The following is a 25,730-nucleotide window of genomic DNA, read 5'->3' as shown; positions in this document are numbered from 1 at the left end:
TCAGTTGGGCAGGGCCACCGCCTGCGGGGCCGGACGGCGGGTGGTGGTCCCGTCGCCGAGCTGCCCGTTGGCGTTGTTGCCCCAGCACCACAGGGCGCCGCCGGTCCGCAGGCCGCAGCCGTGGTAGCCGATCGCGAAGTCACCGGTCCAGTCGGTGGCCGTGCCGATGCGGGTCGGGGCGTACCGGTTGGTGGTGGTCCCGTCGGCGAGCTGGGCCTCCATGTTGTTGCCCCAGCACCACAGGCTCCCGTCGGTACGCGAGGCGCACGCCGAGTTGTCGTTGCCGGTGACCCTGGTCCACGTGGCGGCGTCACCGACCCGGACCGGCGTGGTCTGGAAGGTCCCGCTCTGGCCGAGCTGCCCGTACCCGTTCTCGCCCCAGCACCACAGGGTCCCGTCGGTCCGGGTGCCGCAGGTGAACGCGTACCCCGCGGTGATGCTGCTCCAGGTGGTCAGGGTGCCGACCTGCTCGGGCGCGGCCCGGTAGTTGAGGATGCCCAGCCCGAGCTGCCCGGTCGTGCTGTCGCCCCAGCACCACAGGGTCCCGTCGGTCCGGAGGGCGCAGGTGTGCGCGAACCCGGTGGTCACCTTCGCCCAGTTGCTCGCGGTGCCGACGCGTACCGGGGCGGTCTCGGTGTAACCGCCGGCGCCGAGCTGCCCGGACCGGTTGAAGCCCCAGCACCACAGCGAGCCGTCGGTGCGGACGCCGCAGGTGTGGCTGTCGCCGGCGCTGACCGTCGCCCAGTTGGTGGCGGTGCCGACCTGGACCGGCGCGTTGCGGGTGGTGGTGGTGCCGTCGCCGAGCTGGCCGCGGAAGTTGTTGCCCCAGCACCATAGGGTGCCGCCGGTGCGGACCGCGCAGTTGTGCAGGAAGCCGGCGTCGATGGTGACCCAGTCGGTGGCGGTGCCGACGCGGCCGGGGGTGGTCCGGTGGGTGGTGGTGCCGTCGCCGAGGGCGCCGGTGTAGTTGCCGCCCCAGCACCACAGCGAGCCGTCGGCGGGGATGGTGCAGGTGTGTGCGTAGCCGGTGGTCACGGCGGGTGTGGTGGCGGCGGTGGCTGGGCTGCCGATCAAGCCCAGGGCCACCACCGCCATCGTGAGGACGAGGAGGCGGAACCTAGCCATCTGATCACTCCGGGGGATGGGGAAACGGGTGATTTCTGGGAGCGCTCCCAGAGTCATACCATCGACCGGAGAGAATGGCCAGGGTCGGGCCGGCAGGTCAGGCGAACAGTGAGAAGACGTGAACCGTCGTCGATCGGTAGGTCTCGCCCGGCCGCAGCACCGTCGACGGGAAGCCGGGCTGGTTCGGGCTGTCCGGGAAGTGCTGCGTCTCCAGCGCGAACGCGTCGCCCTGACGGTAGGTGAGACCGGCCCCGCCGCGCAGCTTGCCGTCCAGGAAGTTGCCCGAGTAGAACTGCAGACCCGGCTCGGTCGTCTCGATGGTCAGCTCACGCCCGCTCGACGGGTCACGCACGACCGCCACCGCCCGCAGCCCGTCGCCGTCGTTGAGCACGTAGTTGTGGTCGTAACCACGGCCGATCCCGAGTTGCGGGTGCTCGCCGCGGATCCGCTCGCCGATCGGGTGGAACTCGCGGAAGTCGAACGGCGTGCCCGCCACCGGCGCGATCTCCCCGGTCGGGATCAGCGTCGCGTCCACCGGCGTGAAGTGCTCCGCGTCGATACGCAGCAGATGGCCCTCGGCACTGCCGCTGCCCTCGCCGGCCAGGTTCCAGTAGGCGTGGTTGGTCAGCGCCACCACCGTCGCGCGGTCGGTCGTCGCCTCGTAGTCCAGCCGCAGCGCGTCCCGCTCGTCGAGGGTGAAGGTGACGCTGACCTGGAGCGTCCCCGGGAAGCCCTGCTCGCCGTCGGCGGAGGTGTAGCTCATCCGCACGCCGTTCGTCACCTCGGTGGCCGACCAGACCCGCTGGTCGAAACCGTGCGAGCCGCCGTGCAGGGTGGTCTGGCCCTCGTTCTGCGCGAGCTTGTAGCTCTCCCCGTCGAGCGTGAAACCGCCGCCCGCGATGCGATTCGCATACCGCCCCACCGTCGCGCCGAAGAACGGGTTGCCGGCCAGATAGGCGGGATCGGTGTACCCGGCGAGGTCGGCGAACCCGAGCGTCACGTTGCCGAGGTTGCCGTCGCGGTCCGGCACCAGCACGGACTGGATCGTCGCGCCCCAGGTGAGGATCGACACGGACACGCCGCCCGCGTTGGTCAGCGTCCACTTCTCGATGCCCGTGCCGTCGGCCAGCTCGCCGAATGTCACCCTGTCGATACTCGTCATGGGCGCTCATCGTGCCAGATAAGCGGTCGCTGTTAACGCTCACCTCGGTCGGTAGGCTCACCGGCATGCGCTACGACTGTCACCAGCACCTCTGGCCTCCGGCGCTGGTCACAGCGTTGCGCGAGCGCGACGCCCTGCCGTATCTGCGGGACTGGACGCTGTATCTGGCGGGCGAGAACCCGTACCGGGTGGACCCGGCCGCCCACGATGTGGAACGCCGGCGCGCCGCCGAGCACGCCGACCGGGTCCTCGTCTCGCTCTCCAGCCCGCTCGGCATCGAGCACGCCCCCGACGGCGCCGAGCTGATCGACATCTGGCACGCGAGCGCCCTCGGCCTGCCCGACCCGTTCCACCTCTGGGCCGCCGCGTCGGTGGCGGAACCCGACCCGGCCGCCCTGACCCGGGTGCTCCGCGAGGACCGCGTCGCCGGCCTGCAGCTGCCCGCCACGGCGCTCGGCAGCCCGGACGCCCTCGGTCACGTCGCGCCGCTGCTGGAGGTGCTCGAACGCTCCGGGAAACCGCTGCTCGTGCATCCGGGGCCGGCTCCCGTCGAGGCCGGTGAGCTGCCCGGCTGGTGGCCGGCGCTGGTGCCGTACGTCGCGCAGATGCACCGCTCCTGGATGGCCTGGCACGTCGCCGGGCGGGCACGCCACCCCACCCTGCGCATCGCGTTCGTCGCCCTGGCCGGCCTCGCCCCGCTGCACCACGAACGCCTCGCCGCCCGCGGCGGCCCGGCCTTCACCCCCGACCCGGACGTCTACTACGAGACGTCGTCCTACCACTCCGACGCGATCGCCGCCGTGGCCCGCGTCGTCGGCCCGGCCGCCGTCGTGCACGGCTCCGACCGGCCCTACGCCGAGCCGCTGGACCCCATCGCATTCCACGGCGGCTACTTCACCGCGAACCCGTCCCGCCTACTGCAAGACCCCTCATCCGGTACGAACCACACCTGACCAACCGCATTCCACCCTGTCCCGGGCCGGCCCCGCGACGGGGCTGCCCGCTCCCGGCCGACAGCGCGGCCGCCGGGCGTATGCGACGGTTACGCTGGACGGACGTCACCACTCTCGATGGATTCGGGGGCCGCCGATGACCGACCGCAAACCACTCGGCATGAGCTACGAGTCGTGGATCGACCAGCAGATCACCGAGGCCGCCGAGCGTGGCGACTTCGACAACCTGCCCGGCACGGGCAAGGCCCTGCCCCCGGGCGCCGACGACGAGGACTGGTGGTTCCGCGACTACCTGGAGCGCGAGGAGGTCTCCGCCGACGCCGCGCTGCCCCTGCCGCTGCTGCTGCGCAAGGAGGCCGACACCCTCGACGCCACCGTCCACGACCTGCCCACCGAGGAGAAGGTCCGGGCCGCGGTCGCCGACCTGAACAGGCGCATCACCGAGTCGTGGCGGCTGCCGGCCCAGCCCGGCCTGTTCGTCCGCAAGGTCGACCCGGAGCCGGTGGTCGCCGGCTGGCTGGCCACCCGACCGGCCCCGCCGCCGCCGGAGGAGCCGCCCGCGCCGGTCCCCGTCCCGTGGTGGCGCCGTCTCTTCACCCAGCCCGGCTGACTCAGGGCCGGTAGCACTCGTTCTCGTCGACGATCTGGACCCCGATCACCGTCTGCGGTCCGTCGGCCTGATCGAAGAACCAGGTGTCGTCCGGGCCCAGACACGTCTGCGATCCGTCCGACATCTCCAGCCACGCCGAGTCGTCGATCCGGGAATTGTAGGCGGCATACGCGTACCGGGCCCTCGGCCCCAGTTTCTGGAAATGCCGGGTGATGTCGCGGAACGCCGACGTCGGTTTACGCGCGAGCCAGTCCGCGCTGGTCAGGTAGAAGCAGACCCGCGGATAATCGCAGCCGAACCGGCCGTCGGCGTACGCCGGAGAAGCGCTCACAGCGGGAATGGCGCCGGCCGCCATAATCGTCGTGGCGGTGAGCGCGATCATGTTCTTTCGCATTGCCGGTCCCCGTTTCAGGTCGTCGCCGAACAGTCGCTGACCATCGTGCCCGCGCCCGGCGGGGCCCGTCGGCGTACCGGACTTTCCTGGTCGAACGGCCGAAACCCCGCTCAGCCGTGCGGATCGGCCCAGCGGGTAATCCGGAGGGCGGTCCGCAGCCGTATGCACGGTCGTGGACTACGACACGATCACCTTCGCGCTGGCGGCCGGGCTGCTCGCGGCGTTCAACCCGTGCGGGTTCGCGCTGCTGCCGTCGTTCCTGGCGCTGCTGGTCGCCGGTCCCGGTGGCGTGCTGCGGGCGCTGCGCCTGTCGGCGGCGATGACGGCCGGCTTCGTCACCGTCTTCGGCCTGATCGGGGTGGTGCTCGCGGTGACGACCGTGCCGATCCAGCGGCACCTGCCGTGGGCCGCCGTGGTCACCGGCGGCGTCCTGGTCCTGCTGGGCGCCTGGCTGCTGTCCGGGCGGGAGCTGCAGGTCCCGCTCCCACGGCCGGCCGCCGGGTCCCCGGCCGGCTCGGTGCTGGCGCTGTACGGCTACGGCGCCTCCTACGCCGTGGCGTCGCTGTCCTGCACGATCGCGCCGTTCCTGGCCGTGACCGGCCTGGTCTCCGGCGGCGCGGACCTCCGGTCGGGGGTGGCCGCGTTCGTGGCCTACGGCGTGGGCATGGGGCTGGTGGTAGGCCTGCTGGCGATGCTCGTCGCGTTCGCCCGGGAGGCGACCGTCCGGCGTACCCGGGCCGTGCTGCCCTGGATCTCCCGGCTGTCCGGGGCGTTCCTGCTGGCGGCCGGGCTCTACGTGACCTACTACGGCTGGTACGAGCTGCGCCTGGCCGCGGGCGGCTCCCCCGCCGACCCGGTGATCGGGGCGGTGGGGGAGCTCCAGGGCGCCGTCACCACGTGGCTGGACGCCATCGGGATCGGCTGGACGGCCGCCGCCTTCGCCGTGGTGGCGCTGCTCGCCGTCGTCACCCGCCTGCGTGCCGCCTCAGGTGCCCGCGAGTGACCCGCCGATGCCGCCGACGCTGAAGTACCGGTTGAGCGTGGTGAAGACGATCACCGGCGGCAGCATCATCACGACCGCGAGGGCCATCACCGAGCCCCAGTCGGTCCCGTTCTGCTGGAAGAACGACTGGACCCCGATCGGCAGGGTGAACCGCTCCTCCGACCGCAGGAAGACGATCGCCACCAGGTAGTCGTTCCAGGACACCAGGAACGTGAAGATCGCCGTCGACAGCACCCCGGGCAGCGAGTTGCGCAGCACGATCCGGGTGAACCCGGTGAACAGCGACGCGCCGTCGATCCAGGCCGCCTCCTCCAACGACACCGGGATCGTGTCGATGTAGGCGGCCATCATCCACACCGCCACCGACATCGACGCCCCGACGTAGACGATGCCCAGCCCGATCAGGTTGTCGACCAGGCCGATCTCGGCGAACAGCAGGAACAGCGGGATCACCGCCGTGATCACCGGCAGCGACTGCACGACGAAGAGCAGCAGCGAGTACGCCGACACGGCCCGGCTGCGGCCGCGGGACAGCACGTACCCGGCCGGGGCGGCGACGGCGACCGACACCAGCACGGTCGCCAGCGTGACCCCGAGACTGTTGGCCAGCCAGATCAGGGTCGGCACGTCGGTGAAGACGTGGGTGAAGTTCGCGATGCCGAAGGAGGCGGTGCTGCCCGAGGCCACGCCCGGCCGCAACGCCAGCACCAGCACCGCCGCCACCGGCACGAGCACGACCCCGGTGATCACCAGGAGCAACCCGAACCGCCACCACTGGCCGCGGCTGTCAGCGGTCCTCATGCATGAGCCTTTCTGATCTGGCGGTACAGCGCCACCGACACGACGACCAGGCTCAGGGTCATCACGAAGGCGATCGCCACGCCTGGGCCGACCTGGAAGTTCTGGAAGACGGTGCGGTAGGAGAGCACCACCAGCGACGTGGTGGCGTCGACCGGGCCCCCGCCGGTGAGCAGGTAGATGGTCGGGAAGTCGTTGACGCAGAAGATCGTCATGAGGATCCACGAGATGTACGTCGACCGGGCGATCATCGGCAGCGTGATGTGTGCGAACTGCTGCCACCGGGTCGCGCCGTCGACGTCCGCTGCCTCGTAGACGGCCCGGTCCACGCCGGTCAGCGCCGCGCTGATCATCATCATCATGAACGGGACGCTGATCCACACCTTGAAGACGCAGACCGTGATCCGTGCCCATACCGGGTCGGCCAGGAACAGCGGCGTGCCCAGGCCGAGCGCGTGCACCAGCGTCGGCAGCAGGCTCTGCGGGGTGGCGACCAGCCAGTTCCACGCCGTGGACGACACCACGACCGGGACCACCCAGGGCAGCAGGAGCAGTGTCTTGAACACGGTCCGGCCCGGGATGCGGGTGCGCAGCAGCAGGGCCAGGCCGAGCCCGCCCAGCCAGCTGCCGAACACCCCGACGGCGGTGAAGATCAGGGTGAACCGGACCGATCGCCAGAACGCGGGGCTGGTCAGCGTGTCCCGGTAGTTGTCCAGGCCGACGAAGTCACCCGGGTCGATCAGGGTGCCGTCGCGTACCGACTGGACGGCCGCGTAGACCAGGGGATAAGCGTTGATCAGGACCAGCAGCGCCAGCGAGGGCGCGACCAGCAGGAGCAGGGTCCGCCGGGCCCGGGTCACTTCACGATCGCCTGCAGCGCGCCCTGCAGCGTGCTCAGCGCGGCCTTCGGCTCGCCGCCGGCCAGGACGGTCTGGGCGAACTGGGTGAGCGGCTGGCTGGAGTCGACCGCGGCCAGTCCGCCGAACAGGGTCGTCGACCGGCTGGCGAAGGTCTTGGCGACCGGCGCCCACTCGGCGATGATCTTCGCTTTCTGGGTCTGCTTCTGGAAAGCGGGCAGCGCGACGATCGACTTCAGCACCGGCAGGCCGGCCACCACGTTCTGCTGCCAGAGAGCCTTCATGTTGCGGATGTAGTACGACAGGAACGCCTCCGAGCCGGCGGTGGACGGCGTGTTGGCGTACATCATGATGTTGTTCTGGAAGACCAGCCCCGCCTTGGCGCCGCTCGGCCCGGTCAGCGGGCTCATCACCCGCAGGTCGCCGTCGGTCTCGCCGGTGTCGGTGTCGAGGCCGGCGGTGTGGACGCCCATGGCGACCTTCTTCATCTTCCACTGCGTGATCAGGTTGTCGGTGGTGTAGCTGATCGACGCCGGGTCGACCGCCTTCGCCTTGACCAGCTCCTGCACGAACCGCATCGCCTCGAGGTTGGCGTCGGTGACCACGTCGACCTTGCCGTCCGGGTCGAACAGGCCGCCGCCGTTGTTCAGCATCATCAGCAGCAGGCCCTGGCTGCCCAGGTTGTTGCCGGCGCCGGTGCCGGTGCCGAAGCCGAAGATCCCCTTGGCGGCCAGCGTCCGGCTCGCGGTCAGCAGCTCGTCCCAGGTGGTCGGCACGGCGACGCCGGCCTCGTCGAGCAGCGACTTGCGGTACCACCACACGCGGAAGTCGAGCTGCCACGGCACCGCCGCGTAGCCCTTGGCGGTCTTCATCGCGTCGACCTGTCCGGGCAGGAAGTCGTCGAGCGTGCCGTCCTTGCGGAACTGCTCGATCACGTTGTCGGCGTACGCGATGGCCCCCTGGTCGGCGAACTGGAACGCCTGGAAGCCGCCGCCGGTGCTGACCGCCGGTCCGGTCTTCGAGGCGATCGCCGAGGAGAACGTCTGCGCGAAGTTCGCCCACTGGATCTCCTGGTATCCGGCCGCGGGCAGGTCGCCGGCCGGCTGGTACGCCTCGGTGAGCTTGCGGGCCGCGGCCGTGTAGTCGGCCTGTCCCCACGGCATGTCCCAGAACTTGAGCTTGCCGCCTCCGGACGCGGATCCGCCGCCGCACGCGGACAGCAGCGTTCCGCCGGCGACGGCGGCGCCGAGGCCGAGGAAGGCGCGACGGGTGTGTTTCGAGCGCATGGGTGCTCCTTCGCAGGTCGACATTCAGGGGAAACGTCCTGGACGTTAGGCAGCCGTGCGTTGTTCGTGTTCGGTCGTCGGCGCTGAACAAAGAACCCTGAACAACGTCGATTCGTGGGAGCGGTCCCAGTCGCTGTCGCCCCAGTTGAGGGCGTCGTATATACAGCAGGTGTGCCGCGTCGGGAACGTCCGCTGGAGTCCGAGGACTCGCCGCTGCTGCGGTTCGCCGGTGATCTGCGGCGGCTGCGCAGGCGTGCGGGCGAGCCGACGTACCGGGAACTCGGCAGGCGGACCAACTACTCGGCCGCCGCGCTGTCCGAGGCGGTGTCCGGCCGGCGCCTGCCCAGCCTCGCCGTCACGGTCGCGTTCGTGCGCGCCTGTGACGGCGACGCCGACGCGTGGAGCGCCCGCTGGCGGGAGCTGGCCGCCGGGCAGCCGGGCGCGCCGGGGGAGGCGCCGCCGCCGTATGTCGGGCTGGCCGCCTACCAGGTCGAGGACGCCGATCGCTTCTTCGGCCGGGAGGCCCTCACCGAGACGCTGCTGGCGCTGGTCGAGGAGCGGCCGTTCGTCGGTGTCTTCGGCGCGTCCGGCGCCGGCAAGTCGTCGCTGCTGCGTGCCGGGCTGGCCGCCCGGTCGCCGCGTGCGGCCCTGGTCGTCACGCCGGGCGCCGATCCGGTGGACGAGTTCGCCGTCGCGGTGGCCGCGCTCGCCGACGAGCCGGCCGGCCGGGTCCGCGACGACCTGGCGGCCGACCCGCAGGCGCTGCGCGGCTGGCTGGCGAAGGCCGCCGACGACCTGCTGCTGGTGGTCGACCAGTTCGAGGAGTGCTTCACGCTCTGCGACGACACCGGGCGGGACTGGCTGATCCGCGCGCTGACCCTGGCGGCCGGGCCGCGCAGCCGGGTGGTGATCGGGGTCCGGGCCGACTTCTACGGCCACTGCGGCGCCCACCCCGATCTGGTGGCCGCGCTGCACCGGGCTCAGGTGCTGGTCGGCCCGATGTCCATCGAGGAGTTCCGGTGGGCGGTGACCGAGCCGGCCACCCGGGCCGGGGCGTCGCTGGAGACCGCGCTCGTGGCCCGGCTGGTCTCCGATGCGGCCGGGCAGCCGGCCGCGCTGCCGCTGGTGTCGCACACGCTCGCCGAGGCCTGGCGGCGGCGGCGCGGGCTGGCGCTCACCCTGACCGGCTACGAGGACGTCGGGGGCATCCGGTACGCGCTGGCCCGTACCGCCGAGGAGACCTTCGGTGCCCTGGACGAGCCGGGCCAGGCCGCGGCCCGGCGGTTGTTCCTGCGCCTGGTGGTGCCCGGCGACGGCACCGAGGACACCAAGCGCCGGGTGCCGCGGTCGGACCTGGACACGCCGGACGAGTTGCTCGAACGGCTGGCCGCCGCCCGCCTGATCAGCATCGACCGGGACAGTGTGGAGCCGGCCCACGAGGCGCTGCTGCACGCCTGGCCCCGGCTGGCCGGCTGGATCGCCCACGACCGGGAGGATCTGCGTACCCAGCACCGGATCGCCGAGGCCACCACGGTCTGGGAGGCGCACGGCCGTGACCCGGACACCCTCTATCGTGGCGCCCGGCTGGAGCAGGCCGCGCGGCTGCGGGAGCGGCTCACCGCGCGGGAGGCCGCGTTCGTCGACGCCGGCCTGGCCGCGGAACGCGCGGTCGCGGTCGCCCGCCGCCGGTCGGCCCGCCGCCGCAGCATGCTGATGATCGGGCTGGCCGTGCTCACCGTGCTGCTGGCCGGCACGTCGATCGTCGCGGTCGCCGCCCAGCGGTCGGCCACGCTGCAGCGCAACGAGGCGCTGTCGTTGCGGGCCACCGACGCGGCCCGTGGACTGCTGGGGTCACGGCCGTACGAGGCGGAGGCGCTGGCGCTGGCCGCCTATCGGATCGCCCCCACCGCCGAGTCCCGTGACATGCTGGTGCTCGCGCACGCCGCCGCCGAGGCGGGCACCCTCGGCCTCGGCTATGTGACCACCCCCGGCCGGATCGCGATCACCATGCAGCCGGCCTTCGGCGACCGGCCCGCCACCGAACAGCTGTGGCGCCCGAGCAACGGCTCGTGGACACCCGCCGGTGAGCTGCCCACCGGCGAGAATTCCTTCCTGTACGCGATGAGCGCCGACGAGCGCCGGGCGCTCTACTGGGGTGGCGACCGCTCGATCCTCTGGGACCTCGCCGATCCGGACCGCCCCCGCCGGATCGAGGTGCCGGGCCAGTTGCGGATGGTGAACGATCTCGGCCGCGACGGCTCCCTGCTGACCGGTGTGTCCGACGACAAGGCGGCCCTGGTGTGGCAGGTCAGCGACGGTGCGTTGCGGCGTCTGCCGGCGACCGGTGTCACCGGCACGGCTGTGCTGGCGGACGGGTCGGGCATCGTGTTGTGCCGGCGCGACGAGAGCGGGTTCCTGCTGGAGCAGTGGACGCTCGACGGCTCCCGGGTCGCCACACTGCTGCGGGCGCCGTCCTCGATGACGCCGTTCGCCGGACCCGGTGGCCTGATCGCCGCGGTCCAGGAGAACGGCCAGGTGCTGCTGCTGGACGCGAGCGACCCGCTTGCCGTGCGCACGATCGCCCGGATCGAGGGGGTGAGCTATCCGCCCATGGTCACTTTCGATCCGGCCGGCCGGACGGTGGCCCTGACCGCCTCGGACCGCGTGCGGCTGGTCAGTGTGGCGTCCGGGGAGACGTTGATGTCGATCGACACCCGGGGTCTGGGTCTGTTCTCGCCGCGCATCGAGGACGATCGGCTCGCCGTGCTCCAGGGGCGGGGCGAGCTGTGGCATCTGGACAGCGACCTGGCCCGGGTGATCCGGGAGGTGTGCGCGGCCCGGCCGCTCGCCGTGGACTGGGACCGGTATTTCCCGGGAACCGGCCCGCGGCGTCTGTGCCCGTGACCGGGACGGTGTCAGAGGAGCGCGGCGAGAGTGGGCAGCAGCGCGGCGGCCCGGGTGAGGTCGGTGTCCAGGGGACGGTCGGTGAGGTCGTCGGAGAGCTGGGCCGCGGCCAGGTCGTACGCCTCGCGCAGGGTGCCGGTGGTGAGGCGCTCGGGGGAGAGGCGCAGGGCGCGGACGGCGGCGACCAGCTCGGCGCCGAGCAGGGTCGGGGCGAGGCGTGTCATGGTCCGCAGCGTGCGGGCGCCCTGGGTGGCGAAGCTGGCGTGCTCCTCCAGGCCGAGGGAGATCGACACGGTGCCGGACACGGTCGGCTGGACCGTGACGCGCATCTCGGCGAGCAGGTCCTGCACCACGTACTCGGTGATCATCAGCCCGGAGCTGCCGGGCGGCCCGTCGGCCAGGAAGGCGCGCAGACCGGTCATGTCGGGGCGCATCAGCAGGCTGAGCCGGGCTGCGGAGAGCGACATCACCGGCAGGAAGGCGCCCCGGACCGCGTCCAGCCCGGCGGCGAGGGCGGCCGTGTGGAACTGGCCGTGGTGGTGCACGCCGTCCGCGGTGACCAGCGGGTTCTCCACGGCGGCGTTGATCTCGGCGGTGACCGCGGCGGTCAGCGTCTCGGCGGCGTGCAGGGCCGGGGCGGTGACCTGGGGGACCACCCGCAGGCCGAACGGGTCCTGGAGACGCAGCGCCGGGGAGGCTCCACTGACCAGGGTGTGCAGCGTGTTGGTCACGGCGATCTGGTGCGGATGCGCGCGGGCGGCGTGCACGGCAGGATCGTAGGCCTCGGGGTTGCCGCGCAGCGCCAGGAAGGAAAGCGCGGCGATGATCGTTGAGGCGCGTAGATGACGGTGGACGTCCGAGACGGCCAGGGCGGAGGTGGCGACGGTGAGAGCGCTGGAGCTGATCATCGGCAGGGCGTCGGTGGCGTCCAGCTCGACGGCCGGCGCGGCGCCGCTGCGCCACGGGCGGTCCCCGGCGAGGGTCAGGGTGAGTTCGGCGAGCGCAGACAGGTCGGAGGTGCCGATGGCGCCCCAGCGGTGCAGGGTGGGCACGGCGCCGTCGTGCAGGGCGGTGGCGAGCGCCTCGGCGACCCGGCGGGAGACGCCGGAGCCGCCGGCGAGGAGCTGGTTGAGGCGTACGGCCATGACCGCCCGCGCGGTACGGTCGTCCTCCTCCGGCCCGACGCCGGCGCAGTGGCTGCGCAGCAGGCGCAGCGCATGACCGTCGGGGTCGCCGGCCTGTTCGTGCCGGTTCGCGCCGACGCCGGTGTTGGCGCCGTAGACGGCTCCCCGGGCCTGCGCGCCGCGGAGCCCGCTGTGCCGTTCGTCGACGAGGGTGAGGGCCGCGGGATCGACGGTGATCCCGGTCGTGCCGGAGGCGATCGTCTCCAGCTCGGGGATCGTCAGGGAGTGACCATCTAGCCGGACCTGCACGAAGTCTCCAGAACCGTGACCGAACGTTGACACATTATTCACTACTTAGCGAGTATGAATAGTATGATTCATAAGATCAACTGGGAGTGCCATGATCACATTCGAGGACGTCGTCAAGGTATACCCCGGCGGCGCCACGGCGGTGGACCACCTCAGTCTCGAGCTGCCCACCGGCAAGATCACCGTGCTGGTCGGGCCCTCCGGTTGCGGTAAGACCACCTCCCTGCGGATGATCAACCGGATGGTCGACCCGACCTCCGGCCGGATCCTGATCGACGGCCGCGACGTCACCCAGCAGGACGCCGCGCAGCTGCGGCGGGGCATCGGCTACGTCATCCAGCACGCCGGGCTGTTCCCGCACCGGACCGTGCTGGACAACGTGGCGACCGTCCCGGTGCTGCTCGGCAAGACCCGCCGGGAGGCCCGTACGGCCGCGCTCGGCCTGCTCGAGCGGGTGGGCCTGACCGCCGACTTCGCCAAGCGCTACCCGGCCCAGCTCGGCGGCGGTCAGCAGCAGCGTGTCGGGGTGGCCCGGGCGCTCGCCGCCGACCCGCCGATCATGCTGATGGACGAGCCGTTCAGCGCCGTCGACCCGGTGGTCCGGGCCCAGTTGCACGCCGAGTTCCTGCGCCTGCAGCAGGATCTGGGCAAGACCATCGCGATGGTGACCCACGACATCGACGAGGCGATCAAGCTGGGCGACCATGTGGCGGTGCTCCGTACCGGTGGCCGGCTGGCCCAGTTCGCGACGCCGCGGGAGCTGCTGGCCGCGCCGGCCGACGACTTCGTGGCCTCCTTCGTGGGACGCGACCGCGGCCTGCGCAGCCTCTCCTTCGACAGCGCCGCCGAGCTGCCGGTCCGCCCGGTGGACGGCATCGAGCTGGACGACGCCGGCCGGCCGGTCGGGCTGCCCGGCGTCTTCACCAAGGACGACTCGCTGCGCGTGGTCACCGACCTGGTGATCAGCTCGCCGGGCGGGGTGGCGGTGCGGGTCGGGCCGGACGGGGCCGCCGACGGGCTGGTCAGCCACCACGACCTGGCCGACTATCTGGCGAGCCGCCGCTCATGATCCAGTATCTGACGAACAACCACGAGATCGTCTGGCAGGCGTTGCAGGAACATCTGTATCTCGCGCTGCTGCCGATCCTGTTCGGGTTCGCCATCTCGCTGCCGCTGGGTTATCTGGCGGTGCGGTTCTCGTGGCTCTACCACCCGCTGATCAACACGTTCGGGGTGCTCTACTCGATCCCGTCGCTGGCGCTGTTCGTGTTCCTGCCGGTCATCCTCGGGACCAAGGTGCTGTCCCCGGTCAACGTGGTGGTGGCGCTGACCGTCTACACGGTGGCGCTGCTGGCGCGTACGGTCGCGGACGGCCTGCGCTCGGTCGATCCGGTGGTGGTGCAGGCGGCCACCGCGATGGGCTACCGCCGTACCCGCCGGTTGATCGACGTCGAGCTGCCGATCGCGCTGCCGGTCGTCCTGGCCGGTCTGCGGGTCGCCACGGTCTCCAACATCAGCCTGGTCAGTGTCGGCTCGCTGATCGGCATCGGCGGCCTCGGGCAGCTGTTCACCCGCGGCTTCCAGCTGTTCTACCTGGAGCCGATCCTGGTCGGCATCATCCTGTCGGTGGTGCTCGCCGCCATCGCCGACCTGATCATCGTGCTCGTGCAGCGGGCCGTCACCCCGTGGACGCGTGCCGCATGAACTTCTCCTACCTGACCGATCCGGCCCACTGGGACCCGAGCAACCCCGGCAGCATCCCGAACCTGATCCTGTCGCACCTGGGCTACACCGCGCTGGCCCTGCTGATCGGCGCGGTGATCGCCCTGCCGGTCGGGCTCTACATCGGGCACACCGGCAAGGGCTCGTTCATCGCCATCAACGCGGGCAACGCCGGCCGGTCGCTGCCCACCCTGGGCCTGCTGATGCTGATGGTCACCCTGCTCGGGCTGGGCCTGCTGCCGGTGCTGATCGCGCTGACCGTCCTGGTCATCCCACCGATCCTGACCTCGGCGTACGCCGGGATGCGCAACCTGGACCACCGGGTCGTCGACGCCGCCCGGGGGATGGGCATGCGCCCCTGGCAGGTGCTCACCCGCGTCGAGCTCCCGATGGCGCTGCCGATCATGCTCAGCGGTTTCCGCAACGCCGCCCTGCAGGTGGTCGCGACCGCCACCGTGGCGGCCGCGGTCGGGCTGGGCGGGCTGGGCCGGCTGCTGATCGACGGCCTGGCCGTCAACGACTACTCCCGAGTGCTGGCCGGCGCCATCGTCGTCGCCGCCCTGGCCGTACTCGTCGATCTCTTTCTGGCGCTGATCCAGCGCCTGATCGTCTCACCCGGATTGAAAGGCTCGTAGAGAATGAAGCGCATCGTCGCTGCAGTCGCCATGGCGCTCACGCTCACCGCGTGCGGCGCGAACTCTGATCCGCTGTCCAACGAACCGGCCTCGTCCGGCGCCGCCGGTGGTGGCGCCGTCACCGTCGGCTCGGCGAACTTCCCGGAGAGCCAGCTGCTCGCCGAGATCTACTCGCAGGCCCTGGAGGCCAAGGGCGTCAAGGTCACCCGCAAGTTCAACATCGGCGCCCGCGAGGTCTACCTCAAGGCGCTGCAGGACGGCTCGATCTCGCTGCTCCCGGAGTACAACGGCGCCCTGCTGGCCGCGCTCTCCCCGAACGGGATCCCGGCCGGGGTGAGCAGCCCCGACGCGGTGCTCACCGAGCTGAAGAAGGTGCTGCCGTCCGGCACCGAGGTGCTGGCCCAGTCGGCCGCCGAGGACAAGGACACCCTGACGGTCAGCGCGGACACCGCCACGAAGAACAACCTGAAGACCATCGAGGACCTCAAGGCGGTCGCCCCCACGCTGGTCGCCGGCGGCGGTCCCGAGTTCTCCGAGCGTCAGCAGGGCCTCAAGGGCCTCAAGGAGGTGTACGGCGTCGAGTTCAAGGAGTGGAAGCCGCTCGACCCGGGTGGCCCGCTGACGGTCAACGCTCTCAAGGACGGGGACATCCAGGTCGCCAACCTGTTCTCCACCGACTCGTCGATCGTGACCAACAAGTTCGTCACGCTGGCCGACCCGAAGAACCTGTTCACCTCGCAGAACATCATCCCGCTGATCCGCAAGGAGGCGAACAGCGCGACGGTGACCGGCGCTCTGGACGCGGTCTCCGGCAAGCTGACCACCGAGAACCTGACCAGCTACCTGGCCCAGGTGCAGGTGGACAAGAAGGACATCACCGTGGTGGCCAAGGCGTTCCTCTCGGAGAACGGCCTCGGCTAGGTTCGTCGACAGAGACGCCGCCCTCCGGGGCGGCGTTTTTGTTTCCGGCGGATGTCTTGACGGCTGTACTCGCTGGTATCTATCTTTGCCGCAAAGATTTTCAGAAAGTTTCAAGCCTGTTGCTGCAAGGGCTTGCAACCTTCCCCCCTTTGCCCGGAGGTAGATGTGGACAGTCCCCGCAGGCGGCGACGTCTGACCCGCATCCTGGCCGCCGCCACCCTCGCCGTCGGCGTCGGCGGCTTCGGCGTCGCCCAAGTGCTCACCGGCCCGGACGCCTTCGCGTCGCCGCCCGGCGAGAAGGACGTCACCGCTGTCATGTTCGAGTGGAGCTTCGCCTCGATCGCGCGCGAGTGCACCACCACCCTCGGCCCGCTCGGGTACGGCTACGTGCAGGTCTCCCCGCCGCAGGAGCACATCCAGGGCAGCCAGTGGTGGACCTCCTACCAGCCGGTGTCGTACCAGATCGCCGGCCGCCTCGGTAACCGCGCCGCCTTCACCAACATGGTGAACACCTGCCACGCGGCCGGTGTCAAGGTCGTCGTCGACACGGTGATCAACCACATGTCCGCGGGCTCCGGCACCGGCACCGGCGGCACCTCGTACTCCAAGTACAACTACCCGGGCGTCTACTCCGACGCGGACTTCCACTCCTGCCGGACCGCGATCACCGACTACGCCAATCGCAGCAACGTGCAGGACTGCGAGCTGGTCAACCTGTCCGACCTGAACACCGGCAGCGACTACGTCCGCGGCAGGATCGCCGGGTACATGAACGACCTGGCGTCACTGGGCGTCGACGGCTTCCGGATCGACGCGGCCAAGCACATCGCCGCGGGCGACCTGTCCGGCATCAAGGCGAAGCTGAGCAACACCGGGGCGTACTGGAAGCAGGAGGTCATCTTCGGCTCCGGCGAGGCGGTCCAGCCGACCGAGTACACCGGCACCGGCGACGTCCAGGAGTTCCGGTTCGCCCGTGACCTCAAGCGCGTCTTCCTCAACGAGAACCTCGCCTACCTGTCGAACTTCGGCACGGCGTGGGGCTACCTGCCCAGCAACCAGGCGGCCGTCTTCGTGGACAACCACGACACCGAGCGCGGCGGCGACACCCTCAGCTACAAGAACGGCTCGGCGTACACGCTGGCCCAGGTCTTCACGCTGGCCTGGCCGTACGGCGCGCCGGACGTCAACTCCGGCTACGAGTTCAGCAACAACGACGCCGGCCCGCCGAACAACGGGGCGGTCAGCGCCTGCTACGCCGACGGGTGGAAGTGCCAGCACGCGTGGCGGCAGATCGGCAACATGGTCGGGTTCCGCAACGCCACCCGCGGCACGGCGGTCACCAACTGGTGGTCCAACGGCGCCGACCAGATCGCCTTCGGCCGTGGCAGCAAGGGCTACGTCGCCATCAACCACGAGGGCGCCTCGCTGACGCGAACGTTCCAGACGTCTCTTCCGGCCGGGACCTACTGCGACGTCCAGCACGGCGACCCCACGGCCAACGGCGGATGCACGGGTACGACCTACGCCGTCAACTCGTCCGGCCAGTTCACCGCCACGATCGCCGCCGGTGACGCGGTCGCCCTCTACGTCGGCGCCAGCGGCGTGACCCCGACCACCTCGGTCTCGCCCACCCCGACCGGCACCGCCACGGCCGGCGCCGGCTTCAACGTCACGGCGACCACCACGCTCGGCCAGAACATCTTCGTCGTCGGCAACCAGGCGGCGCTCGGCAACTGGGCCCCGGCGAGCGCGGTCGCCCTGTCCGCCGCCTCCTACCCGGTGTGGAAGGGCACGGTGTCACTGCCCGCGGGCACGGCGTTCGAGTACAAGTACATCCGCAAGAACACCGACGGCAGCGTCACCTGGGAGTCCGGCAGCAACCGGACCGCCACGGTCCCGGCCGGTGGCCAGGTGACCCTGACCGACACCTGGCGCTGATCGCCACGCTCGCCGGCCGGCCCGGTCGCACCCCGTGCGGCCGGGCCGCGGTGTGATCACCCGTAGCTCCCGCGCCGGCTCCCGGTACAGGCGCTGTGCCGCTCAGCGCAGCGCCTCGACGAAACCGTCCAGGTTGTCCCACATCAGCACGTGCCCGGCGCCGGCGACCACCCGTACGTCACAGCCGGCGTCGCGCAGTGGCGCGAGCTCCTCCCGGGACAGCTCGCCGCTGATGTAGCGGCGCGGCCCCGCGGTCGAGGTTGGGCTCGGCCACGATAACCCGCACCTCCGGGCCGGCGCCGAGATCCTGATAGGCCATCGACGCCCCGGCCGGCGTCGCCACCGCGTAATGCATGCGCCGATCTTGCCGGGCCGCAGAGCCGGATCGCGCAGGACTGTCCCCGTCCGAGCGGGGTGGTGACGGAACGGCCCAAGTCGCTGATGCCGCGAAACCGTCCGTCAGCACGCCGTCACGCTGGACGTATGTCCACGGTATGACCGTAGAGATATATACGTCTGTCGTTTACTGATCCCCATACTGAACGCCACACATAGTCATGTGTGAATATCAGGTTCGGGGAGGAACCGAGTGAAGAGAGCCTTTGCGCTGACCAGCGCCACCCTGCTGGTCGGTAGCGCGCTCGTGGCCACCGCCACGAGCACCTCAGCCGCACCGCCGTCCCCCGTCGCCCCGCCGTCCGAGGCACAGGCCGCCGCCCGGGCGGAGAGTCACATCGCCGGCCGCCCCGCGGACATCGTGGCCGCCGACGGCGAGAGCTACCGGGTGTACCGCACGCTGGTCGACGCCAACGGCGCCGCGCACGTCCGCTACGACCGGCTCTACCACGGCCTGCGTGTCTACGGCGGTGACTTCGTCGTGCACAGCAAGCCCGGCGGCGCCTACGACGGCGCCTCGGTCGGCCTGCTGTCCCCGCTCTCGCTGAGCGTCACCCCGAAGGTCAGCGCCGCCAAGGCCACCAAGACCGCCGAGGCCAACTTCGAGGGCACCCGTACCGCCACCGGCGCCCCCGAGCTGTTCGTCGACGCGAGCACCGGCAACGGCCGCCTCGCCTGGGAGACCGTCGTCAGCGGCTGGGCCCCCGACAAGCAGACCCCGTCGCGCCTGCACGTCATCAGCGACGCGCAGACCGGCGCCTACATCGGCGAGTTCGACGAGATCGAGACGGTCGCCGGCACCGGCAACAGCGTCTACTCCGGCGCGGTGTCCGTCGACACGACGCTCTCCGGCTCCACCTACAGCATGATCGACCCGTCGCACGGCAACGGGCGTACCTGCGACATGAACAACGGCACCAGCACCTGCACCACCTTCACCGACGCCGACAACACGTGGGGCACCGGCGCCAACTCCAACCGCCAGTCGGCCGCCGTCGACGCCCACTTCGGCGCCGCCAAGACGTTCGACTACTTCAAGAACGTGCACGGCCGCAACGGCATCTTCGGCACCGGCGCGGGCGTGCCGTCCCGGGTCCACTACGGCAGCGCGTACGTCAACGCCTTCTGGGACGGCGCCCAGATGACCTACGGTGACGGCTCCGGCAACAACCGCCCGCTCGTCTCCCTCGACGTGGCCGGCCACGAGATGTCCCACGGCGTGACCGAGGCGGTCGTCTCCGGCGGCCTCACCTACTCCGGCGAGTCCGGCGGCCTCAACGAGGCCACCAGCGACATCTTCGGCAACATGGTCGAGTTCTACGCCAACACCTCCGCGGACCCGGGTGACTATCAGGTCGGCGAGAAGATCAACATCAACGGCAACAACACGCCGCTGCGGTACATGTACAACCCGACCCTGGACGGCTCGTCGCACGGCTGCTGGGCCTCCAACACCAACAGCATCGACGTGCACTACTCGTCCGGCCCGGGCAACCACTTCTTCTTCAACCTCGCCGAGGGCACCGGCGCCACCGCGTACGGCACCTCGCCCGTCTGCGGCTCGGCCCCCGCCGTCACCGGCATCGGCCGCGCCAAGGCCGAGAAGATCTGGTTCCGCGCCCTCGACTCGTACTTCACCTCCAACACCCGCTACTACCTGGCGTCGAACCTCGCCAACACGGCCCGCGCCTACACCCTGCGCGCCGCCACCGACCTGTACGGCTCGTGCTCCACCGAGTACAAGGCCGTCCAGGCCGCCTGGACCGCTGTCAACGTCGCCGGCAACGACGCCACCTGCTCCACCGGCAACGACTTCTCGCTGACCGCCAGCCCTGCCTCCGCCTCGGTGAACCCGGGCTCGTCGGCGACCGCCACCATCGCCACCGCCGTCACCAGCGGCAGCGCCCAGACGGTCGCCCTCACCGCCTCCGGCCTGCCGTCCGGGGTCACCGCGAGCTTCAGCCCGTCGTCGGTCACCGCCGGCGCCAGCTCCACGCTCACCCTGGCCACCACCACCGCGGCCGCCCCCGGCACCTACGCCATCACCATCACCGGCACCGGCACCGCGGCCACCAAGACGGCAACGTTCTCGCTGACCGTCAACGGCGCCGGCGGCAGCTGCTCCGGAACCAACGCCACCGACGTGACGATCCCGGACAACACCACCGTCACCTCGACGATCGCGATCAGCGGCTGCGCCCGCAACGCCTCGTCGACCAGCACCGTGGAGATCCACATCGTCCACACCTACGTCGGTGACCTGGTCGTCGCCCTCGTCGCCCCGGACGGCAGCGTCTACACGCTGCGCAACCGCAGCGGTGGCAGCGCCGACAACATCGACACCACCTACACCGCCAACGTCTCCTCCGAGGCGGCCAACGGCACCTGGACCCTGCGGGTCCAGGACGCCGCCAGCGCCGACACCGGCTACATCAACAGCTGGACCCTGACTCTCTGACAGAGCTCGGGTGACGGCATTCTCCGCGGTCATCGCCCTCGGGTGATGGCCGCGGAGTCCTGTGTCACCGCCTGCTCCGTCCCGGCGCAGGCGCTAAGCCGCCGTACGGAAAGGCCGATGGGACCAGGGTGAGAGACCGGTGGGCCGTCTCCTCCTGGACGCTGCTGGGCGCGGGCATGCCGACCGCGGTGTTCGTCGGCGTCGCCGCTCCTCCCGCCGCCACCTACGCCTACCTGGCCGGCGTCCTCGTCTGCGTGATCGCGGGCGCCGTCGGCATCCGCCACAACCTCCCCGCCGGCCACCGCCGCCCGTGGCTGCTCATCCTGGCCGCCATGGTGATGTCGCTGGCCGGCGAGTCGACCCGGGTGCTCGCCCCCGGCGGCACCGTGCTCGCCATGCTCCCCGACATCGCCCTGCTACCCATCTACCTGCTGCTCACCGCGGGCGTCGCCGACCTCGTCCGGCGAACCCGGGCCACCGCCGACGACCCGGCGCGCGTCGACGCCGCCCTCATCGGCGTCGCCGCCGCACTCCTGGTCTGGGCGCTGTGGATCGAACCGTGGATCACCGCCGGCGACCCCCGCTGGCAGAACCTGGTCGCGGCGGCCCTGCCCCTGGCCCCTGCACTGCTGGTCACCATCGCCCTGCCGGTGCTCCTGCTCGGCCGCGCCCGCGCCCCCGCGATGTGGTTCTTCGTCACCAGCGGCATGGCCCTGCTGGCGGCGAACATCGTGCTCGCCAACCGCGGCTGGTTCGTCCAGGGCCCCGACGGCATCCCGCTCAAGACCATGGGCGCCCTCGTCCTGGCCGCCGACTTCGCCAACGCCGCTTGCGTGCTGCACCCCACCGTGCCCGTCCTCACCGAACGTGTGCTGACCCGCTCCCACGAGCTGCGCCGGGGCCGCATCGCGATGATCACGGCCACGTTGTGCGTGCCGACGGTCCTCGGCGTGGCTGCGCCGCCGCGAGGTCAGACCTTTCTGCTGGTACGGGCCGCGCTCTCACTGGCACTCATCGGCGTCGTCGTCGCCCGTGTGGTCCGGGCCAACAACTCCCGCGCCCGCGCCGAACAGGAGGCCCGCTGGCGCGCCGAACACGACTCGCTGACCGGCCTGCCCAACCGGGAACGCCTCGCCGCCGCCGTCGCCCGCTGGACCGGCCCGGACACCCGGATCAGCCTGCTTCTCATCGACCTGGACCGGTTCAAACTCGTCAACGACCACTGGGGCCACGAGGTCGGCGACGAGATGCTGCGCGCCGCCGCCACCCGCATCACCGCCACCGTCCGCGCCGGCGACCTGGTCTGCCGCGCCGGCGGCGACGAGTTCGTGGTCGCCCTGACCGCGCCCGACGGCGACCCGGCGGCCGAACGTCTGGCCGGACGCCTCCTCACCGCCCTGGACGAGCCGCTGCCGCTGTCGGTCGGGCCGGTCGACGTCACCGCGTCCATCGGCATCGCGACCGCCGACGCCGGCACCGGCGCCGTGGAGCTGCTGCGTGACGCCGACACCGCGATGTACCGGGCCAAGGAGTCCGGCCGCAACCGCTACGCCGTCTTCGACCCCGGCCTGCGCGAACGCCTCCAACGCCGGGTCATCCTCGAACGCGCGCTGCGCGGCGCCCTCGACGGCGGCCAGCTCGACGTGCACTACCAGCCGCTCGTGCACCTGGCGACCGAACGGGTCGACGGGTTCGAGGCGCTGATGCGCTGGACCCACCCCACGCTGGGGCCGGTCTCCCCGGTCGAGTTCATCCCGATCGCCGAGGACACCGGTTTCATCGTCACCGCCGGGGCGTGGCTGCTGGAGGAGGCGGCCGCCCGTACCCGGGAATGGCGCGCGACCGCCCCCGTGCACGTGTCGGTCAACCTGGCCGTCCGCCAGCTACGCGAACCCGGCCTGGCCGAACGGGTCGGGGAGATCCTGATTCGTACCGGGCTCCCGCCGGAGGGACTGTGGCTGGAGGTCACCGAGTCCGGCTTCATGGACGACCCGGACGCCTGCCTGCACACCCTGCACGAACTGCGGGACCTCGGCATCACCCTGTGCATCGACGACTTCGGCACCGGCTTCTCGTCGCTCAGCTACCTGCAGCGCCTGCCCGTCTCCATCGTCAAGATCGACCGCGCGTTCGTCACCGGGGTCGGCGACGGCGGCCCCGACGAGTCGATCGTGCGGGCCGTCCTGGCGATGTCCCACGCGATGGGGCACCGGGTCGTCGCCGAGGGCGTCGAGACCGTCGTCCAGCGCGACTGGCTACGCGCCAACGACTGCGACTACGCCCAGGGCTGGCTCTACGGCAAGCCGCTCCCCGCCCCCGAAACCCGCCTGACCCTCGGCCGGCCGAGCCTCAGCCACCTCACCTCAGGCCCCTGACCGGCCTGACCGTCGGTCGGCCGCACCTCAGGCTCCCTGACCGGCCTGACCGTCTGTCGGCCGCACCTCAGTCCGCGTCACCGGAGCCCTCGACCTGCTGGACCTTCGGTCGGCCTGACCTCAGGCGTGTCGGCAGGCCCCGGACGTGTATGGCCGTCGGCCAGCCGTACCTTGGCGAAGGCGCGTCGGACGCTCGGCCCGCCTGCCCTTCAGCCGGCCGGCCGAAGATCGGCGGGGTTGACCGTCTTCGGTACCAATGGCTGGTAGGCGGATGGAGGGGGTGACGATGGACTGGACGGTCATCGGCGCGATGGTGGCTTTGGCGGCCCTGATCGTGCAGGGTGTGGTGGCGTTCGGCAAGGCCGGTCAGGAGGCCGGCAAGCTGCGCCAGTCCGGCCAGTCCGTGCGGCGGATCCGGGAGCAGGCCCTCGCCCGTCGCTGGACCTGGGAACCCGCCGCGCAAACGCCGACCGTGCCGATCGGCCGGATGGAGCGCCTGCCGGACGTGCGGCAGCGCGGCGCCGCGCACGGCCGGTTCCGGCAGCGGGAGGCGACCGTGGCGGTGCTGGCCGCGGTGGTGCCGTCCGGCTTCACCTCGCACCTGGAGATCGACCACGGCAGTACGGTGCTGACTCTCGTGATCACCATGGAGACGCCCGAACTCACCGGCGACCTGCGGCTGGACGCCCGGCCCGGCGCGGCCGGCTACGACGTGACCGGCAGCCTGTCCGCTCTGGTCACCGCCGAGGTGCTGGCCGCGCTCGCCGGTGTGCAGAACCCGGCCGTCGACGTGGCCGACGGCCGGGCGAGTTTCCTCTACACGAGTCTGAGCGGCGCGGCCGACCTCGACCGGTTGCTCGCGGCGGGCGACGACTTCCTGACCGGTCTGTCCGCGGGCCGGCCCGCGGTGTGAGGCGGCCCGCTGCCGGACGGGTGAGGCGGCCTGTCGCGGTCCGGCTCGCGGTGTGAGGCGGCCGCTGTCGGACGGGTGAGGCGGCCCGCGGTCGGAGGGGTGAGGCGGCCCGTCGCGGTCCGGCCCGCGGTGTGAGGCGGCCGCTGCCGGACGTGTGCGGCGGCCTGTCCGCGGGTCGGTTCGCGATGTGAGGCGAGTCCGGCGGCCGGCCCGCCGTAGGGGAGGCGTTGTGCGCCGGCCGGTTCACCGTGGGGACGGGCCGCTCGTCAGCTCTCCGCGTGGACCTTGCGCAAGGCGTTGAGGAAGGCGTCGGCCGGCTGGGCGCCGGAGATCCCGTACTTCTGATTGATCAGGAAGAACGGGACGCCGCTGATGCCCAGCTGCCGGGCCCGGCGGATGTCGGCGTCGACCTCGGCGCCGTACTTGGTGCCGCGCACCACGTCGGCCGCCTCGTCCTCGGGGACGCCGACCTCGGCCGCGAGCCGGACCAGCGTGTCCGGGTCGTCGACCACCGCGGCGTCGGAGAGGTGAGCTTTGAGCAGCGCCTCGTGCATCTCGGTGCCGAGGCCGTGCTGGCCGGCCAGGTGGGCTACCCGGTGCGCGTCGCGGGTGTTGACGGAGATGGCGTGGCCCAGGTCGTAGGTCAGGCCCTCGGCCTCGGCGAGCTGCGTGACCTGGTGGGTCATCGCGCGCACCTGGGAGGCGGGGGCGCCGATCTTCTTGGCCAGCATCTCGTGGACCGGCTCACGGGTGCCCGCCGGGATGGTCGGGTCGAGCTGGAAGCTGTGCCAGGTGACGGTCACGTCGTGCTCGAACCGGCCGAGCGCCGTCTCCAGGCGCCGCTTGCCGATGTAGCACCACGGGCAGACCACGTCGGACCAGACGTCGATGTGGATGCTCACAGGCACACTCCGTTCTCGCAGACGGGCGCGTCCTCGGCGCCCTCGAGGATGATCAGTGGGGGCAGCTCCTCGGCGGGGGTCTGCTCGTCGTCGATCTGCTCGGCTGGGGTCTCCGGCACGGCCGCTCCTCCGCTATCCTGACCCTGCGGTCAACTTGTCCCGGCAACGGTAGCAGACATGTTGACCACCGGGTCAAGTTACGGAGGGGCATGCGAGCGGACGCGCAGCGCAACGCGGCCAGGCTGCGCGCCGCCGCGGCCGATCTCTTTCAGGAGCGCGGCCTGCAGGTGTCGCTCAAGGAGATCGCCCGCCACGCCGGGGTGAGCCATGGGACGCTCTACAACCTGTTCGGCTCGCGCGAGGCGCTGATCGACGAGGTGATCGCCGACCTGGCCGCCACCCGCCTCGGCGACGCCGCCCGTGCGGCGCTGGCCTGTCCCGATCCGTGGCAGGGCTTCGCCGGATACGTGACCGAGGTGTGTGAGCTGCAGGCCACCGACCCGGCGCTCGGTGACGTGCTGACCCGTCGGTTCCCGGATGCGAGCCGTCTCATGGCGGTCTGTGACAACTCGTTCGCCGCCGCCGAGTCGATCATCGACCGGGCCCGCCGGGACGGCTCCCTGCGGCCCGACTTCACCGCCTCGGACCTGCTGTTCTTCCTCGCCTCGCACGCGCCGCTGGCCCGGGCCGCGGCTGCTGCCGGCTCGGACGCGTGGCGGCGGGCGGTCGGCTTCATGCTGGACGGTCTGCGCGCCCCGGCCGGCACCCCGCTGCCCGCCGAGCCGATGACCCCGCAGCAGATCAACCATCTGCTCGTCGAGGGCGCCGCCGCCGTCTCCGCCTGACCACGGCCACCGCGCCGGCTGTCGACACCGCGCCGGCTGAATCGGGCTGACCACGGCCACCGCGCCGACTGCCGACATCGCGCTGCCTGAATCCGGCCGT

Annotated in this window: 22 protein-coding genes; 13 read left to right on the top strand and 9 right to left on the bottom strand. The window is 71.4% G+C overall.

Annotated elements, in window-relative coordinates:
• Together BM290_RS38465 and BM290_RS38460 are read right to left on the bottom strand one after the other, a co-directional pair.
• Window positions 1-1,125, bottom strand: a complete 1,125-nt coding sequence (locus BM290_RS38465; protein ID WP_373871141.1) for an RCC1 domain-containing protein — start codon at window positions 1,123-1,125, stop codon at window positions 1-3.
• 97 nt (window positions 1,126-1,222) lie between these two features.
• On the bottom strand, window positions 1,223-2,287 hold the full coding sequence (locus BM290_RS38460; protein WP_093620885.1) for an aldose epimerase family protein: 1,065 nt from the start codon (window positions 2,285-2,287) through the stop codon (window positions 1,223-1,225).
• A gap of 65 nt (window positions 2,288-2,352) precedes the next feature.
• Between BM290_RS38460 and BM290_RS38455 the strand changes: the two genes are divergently transcribed.
• Complete coding sequence (locus tag BM290_RS38455) at window positions 2,353-3,240, top strand: amidohydrolase family protein (protein ID WP_093620884.1); 888 nt, start codon at window positions 2,353-2,355, stop codon at window positions 3,238-3,240.
• 136 nt (window positions 3,241-3,376) lie between these two features.
• Window positions 3,377-3,850, top strand: coding sequence for a DnaJ family domain-containing protein (locus BM290_RS38450; protein ID WP_093620883.1), 474 nt, complete (start codon window positions 3,377-3,379; stop codon window positions 3,848-3,850).
• Window position 3,851: 1 nt separating this feature from the next.
• Here the strand turns inward: BM290_RS38450 and BM290_RS38445 are convergent, their stop codons facing one another.
• Window positions 3,852-4,244 (bottom strand): hypothetical protein, encoded by a 393-nt coding sequence (locus tag BM290_RS38445; RefSeq protein ID WP_093620882.1) that lies wholly within the window; start codon window positions 4,242-4,244, stop codon window positions 3,852-3,854.
• 172 nt (window positions 4,245-4,416) lie between these two features.
• On the opposite strand from BM290_RS38445, the gene BM290_RS38440 reads away from it, so the two are divergent.
• A complete protein-coding gene (locus BM290_RS38440; RefSeq protein WP_203779746.1) occupies window positions 4,417-5,247 on the top strand; it encodes a cytochrome c biogenesis CcdA family protein in 831 nt (276 codons plus the stop codon).
• Here the strand turns inward: BM290_RS38440 and BM290_RS38435 are convergent.
• Genes BM290_RS38435 through BM290_RS38425 form a run of 3 tightly spaced genes read right to left on the bottom strand, consistent with a single transcriptional unit; the run spans window position 5,230 to window position 8,188 of the window.
• Window positions 5,230-6,048 (bottom strand): carbohydrate ABC transporter permease, encoded by an 819-nt coding sequence (locus tag BM290_RS38435; protein ID WP_093620881.1) that lies wholly within the window; start codon window positions 6,046-6,048, stop codon window positions 5,230-5,232. The genes BM290_RS38440 and BM290_RS38435 overlap by 18 nt on opposite strands.
• Window positions 6,045-6,905: a carbohydrate ABC transporter permease gene (locus BM290_RS38430; protein WP_203779744.1), complete on the bottom strand. Its 861-nt coding sequence runs from the start codon at window positions 6,903-6,905 to the stop codon at window positions 6,045-6,047. Before BM290_RS38430 ends, BM290_RS38435 begins: the two co-directional genes overlap by 4 nt.
• A complete protein-coding gene (locus BM290_RS38425; RefSeq protein WP_203779742.1) occupies window positions 6,902-8,188 on the bottom strand; it encodes an ABC transporter substrate-binding protein in 1,287 nt (428 codons plus the stop codon). Before BM290_RS38425 ends, BM290_RS38430 begins: the two co-directional genes overlap by 4 nt.
• Before the next feature lie 171 nt (window positions 8,189-8,359).
• Here BM290_RS38425 and BM290_RS38420 point away from each other — a divergent pair, with 171 nt between their 5' ends.
• On the top strand, window positions 8,360-11,092 hold the full coding sequence (locus tag BM290_RS38420) for an nSTAND1 domain-containing NTPase (RefSeq protein WP_093620879.1): 2,733 nt from the start codon (window positions 8,360-8,362) through the stop codon (window positions 11,090-11,092).
• An 11-nt stretch (window positions 11,093-11,103) separates the two neighbouring features.
• Here the strand turns inward: BM290_RS38420 and BM290_RS38415 are convergent, their stop codons facing one another.
• A complete protein-coding gene (locus BM290_RS38415; RefSeq protein WP_093620878.1) occupies window positions 11,104-12,525 on the bottom strand; it encodes an aromatic amino acid lyase in 1,422 nt (473 codons plus the stop codon).
• Window positions 12,526-12,616: 91 nt separating this feature from the next.
• On the opposite strand from BM290_RS38415, the gene BM290_RS38410 reads away from it, so the two are divergent.
• From BM290_RS38410 to BM290_RS38375, 8 genes are all read left to right on the top strand, one after another.
• Window positions 12,617-13,594: an ABC transporter ATP-binding protein gene (locus BM290_RS38410; RefSeq protein ID WP_093620877.1), complete on the top strand. Its 978-nt coding sequence runs from the start codon at window positions 12,617-12,619 to the stop codon at window positions 13,592-13,594.
• On the top strand, window positions 13,591-14,229 hold the full coding sequence (locus BM290_RS38405) for an ABC transporter permease (RefSeq protein ID WP_093620876.1): 639 nt from the start codon (window positions 13,591-13,593) through the stop codon (window positions 14,227-14,229). The genes BM290_RS38410 and BM290_RS38405 overlap by 4 nt, the downstream gene beginning before the upstream one ends.
• Window positions 14,226-14,882, top strand: coding sequence for an ABC transporter permease (locus BM290_RS38400; RefSeq protein WP_093620976.1), 657 nt, complete (start codon window positions 14,226-14,228; stop codon window positions 14,880-14,882). The genes BM290_RS38405 and BM290_RS38400 overlap by 4 nt, the downstream gene beginning before the upstream one ends.
• 3 nt (window positions 14,883-14,885) lie before the next feature.
• Window positions 14,886-15,803, top strand: coding sequence for an ABC transporter substrate-binding protein (locus tag BM290_RS38395; protein WP_093620875.1), 918 nt, complete (start codon window positions 14,886-14,888; stop codon window positions 15,801-15,803).
• A 165-nt stretch (window positions 15,804-15,968) separates the two neighbouring features.
• Entirely contained in the window at window positions 15,969-17,741 is a 1,773-nt protein-coding gene (locus BM290_RS38390) for a carbohydrate-binding module family 20 domain-containing protein (protein ID WP_177320074.1), read from the top strand.
• A 589-nt stretch (window positions 17,742-18,330) separates the two neighbouring features.
• A complete protein-coding gene (locus BM290_RS38385) occupies window positions 18,331-20,595 on the top strand; it encodes a M4 family metallopeptidase (protein ID WP_093620874.1) in 2,265 nt (754 codons plus the stop codon).
• A 128-nt stretch (window positions 20,596-20,723) separates the two neighbouring features.
• Window positions 20,724-22,970 (top strand): putative bifunctional diguanylate cyclase/phosphodiesterase, encoded by a 2,247-nt coding sequence (locus BM290_RS38380; RefSeq protein WP_093620873.1) that lies wholly within the window; start codon window positions 20,724-20,726, stop codon window positions 22,968-22,970.
• A 286-nt stretch (window positions 22,971-23,256) separates the two neighbouring features.
• Window positions 23,257-23,883, top strand: a complete 627-nt coding sequence (locus BM290_RS38375; RefSeq protein ID WP_143134082.1) for a hypothetical protein — start codon at window positions 23,257-23,259, stop codon at window positions 23,881-23,883.
• 266 nt (window positions 23,884-24,149) lie between these two features.
• Here the strand turns inward: BM290_RS38375 and BM290_RS38370 are convergent, their stop codons facing one another.
• Window positions 24,150-24,785 (bottom strand): DsbA family oxidoreductase, encoded by a 636-nt coding sequence (locus tag BM290_RS38370; RefSeq protein WP_239144014.1) that lies wholly within the window; start codon window positions 24,783-24,785, stop codon window positions 24,150-24,152.
• Window positions 24,782-24,904, bottom strand: coding sequence for a hypothetical protein (locus BM290_RS50870; RefSeq protein ID WP_275413321.1), 123 nt, complete (start codon window positions 24,902-24,904; stop codon window positions 24,782-24,784). The genes BM290_RS38370 and BM290_RS50870 overlap by 4 nt, the downstream gene beginning before the upstream one ends.
• Before the next feature lie 90 nt (window positions 24,905-24,994).
• Between BM290_RS50870 and BM290_RS38365 the strand changes: the two genes are divergently transcribed.
• Window positions 24,995-25,630: a TetR/AcrR family transcriptional regulator gene (locus BM290_RS38365; RefSeq protein ID WP_093620871.1), complete on the top strand. Its 636-nt coding sequence runs from the start codon at window positions 24,995-24,997 to the stop codon at window positions 25,628-25,630.
• The last annotated feature ends 100 nt before the right edge of the window (window positions 25,631-25,730 follow it).

The organism is Actinoplanes philippinensis (genome assembly GCF_900113015.1).
GTDB classification, from domain to species: domain Bacteria; phylum Actinomycetota; class Actinomycetes; order Mycobacteriales; family Micromonosporaceae; genus Actinoplanes; species Actinoplanes philippinensis.
The sequence above is the reverse complement of the archived record's forward strand: the minus strand, read 5'-3'. Positions and strand labels throughout refer to the sequence as shown.

What these genes read in the sequence shown, in the direction of transcription:
- BM290_RS38465 (WP_373871141.1), bottom strand. Translation starts at nt 1,125, where the DNA reads ATGGCTAGGTTCCGCCTCCTCGTCCTCACGATGGCGGTGGTGGCCCTG.
- BM290_RS38460 (WP_093620885.1), bottom strand. Translation starts at nt 2,287, where the DNA reads ATGACGAGTATCGACAGGGTGACATTCGGCGAGCTGGCCGACGGCACG.
- BM290_RS38455 (WP_093620884.1), top strand. Translation starts at nt 2,353, where the DNA reads ATGCGCTACGACTGTCACCAGCACCTCTGGCCTCCGGCGCTGGTCACA.
- BM290_RS38450 (WP_093620883.1), top strand. Translation starts at nt 3,377, where the DNA reads ATGACCGACCGCAAACCACTCGGCATGAGCTACGAGTCGTGGATCGAC.
- BM290_RS38445 (WP_093620882.1), bottom strand. Translation starts at nt 4,244, where the DNA reads ATGCGAAAGAACATGATCGCGCTCACCGCCACGACGATTATGGCGGCC.
- BM290_RS38435 (WP_093620881.1), bottom strand. Translation starts at nt 6,048, where the DNA reads ATGAGGACCGCTGACAGCCGCGGCCAGTGGTGGCGGTTCGGGTTGCTC.
- BM290_RS38425 (WP_203779742.1), bottom strand. Translation starts at nt 8,188, where the DNA reads ATGCGCTCGAAACACACCCGTCGCGCCTTCCTCGGCCTCGGCGCCGCC.
- BM290_RS38410 (WP_093620877.1), top strand. Translation starts at nt 12,617, where the DNA reads ATGATCACATTCGAGGACGTCGTCAAGGTATACCCCGGCGGCGCCACG.
- BM290_RS38405 (WP_093620876.1), top strand. Translation starts at nt 13,591, where the DNA reads ATGATCCAGTATCTGACGAACAACCACGAGATCGTCTGGCAGGCGTTG.
- BM290_RS38400 (WP_093620976.1), top strand. Translation starts at nt 14,226, where the DNA reads ATGAACTTCTCCTACCTGACCGATCCGGCCCACTGGGACCCGAGCAAC.
- BM290_RS38395 (WP_093620875.1), top strand. Translation starts at nt 14,886, where the DNA reads ATGAAGCGCATCGTCGCTGCAGTCGCCATGGCGCTCACGCTCACCGCG.
- BM290_RS38375 (WP_143134082.1), top strand. Translation starts at nt 23,257, where the DNA reads ATGGACTGGACGGTCATCGGCGCGATGGTGGCTTTGGCGGCCCTGATC.
- BM290_RS38365 (WP_093620871.1), top strand. Translation starts at nt 24,995, where the DNA reads ATGCGAGCGGACGCGCAGCGCAACGCGGCCAGGCTGCGCGCCGCCGCG.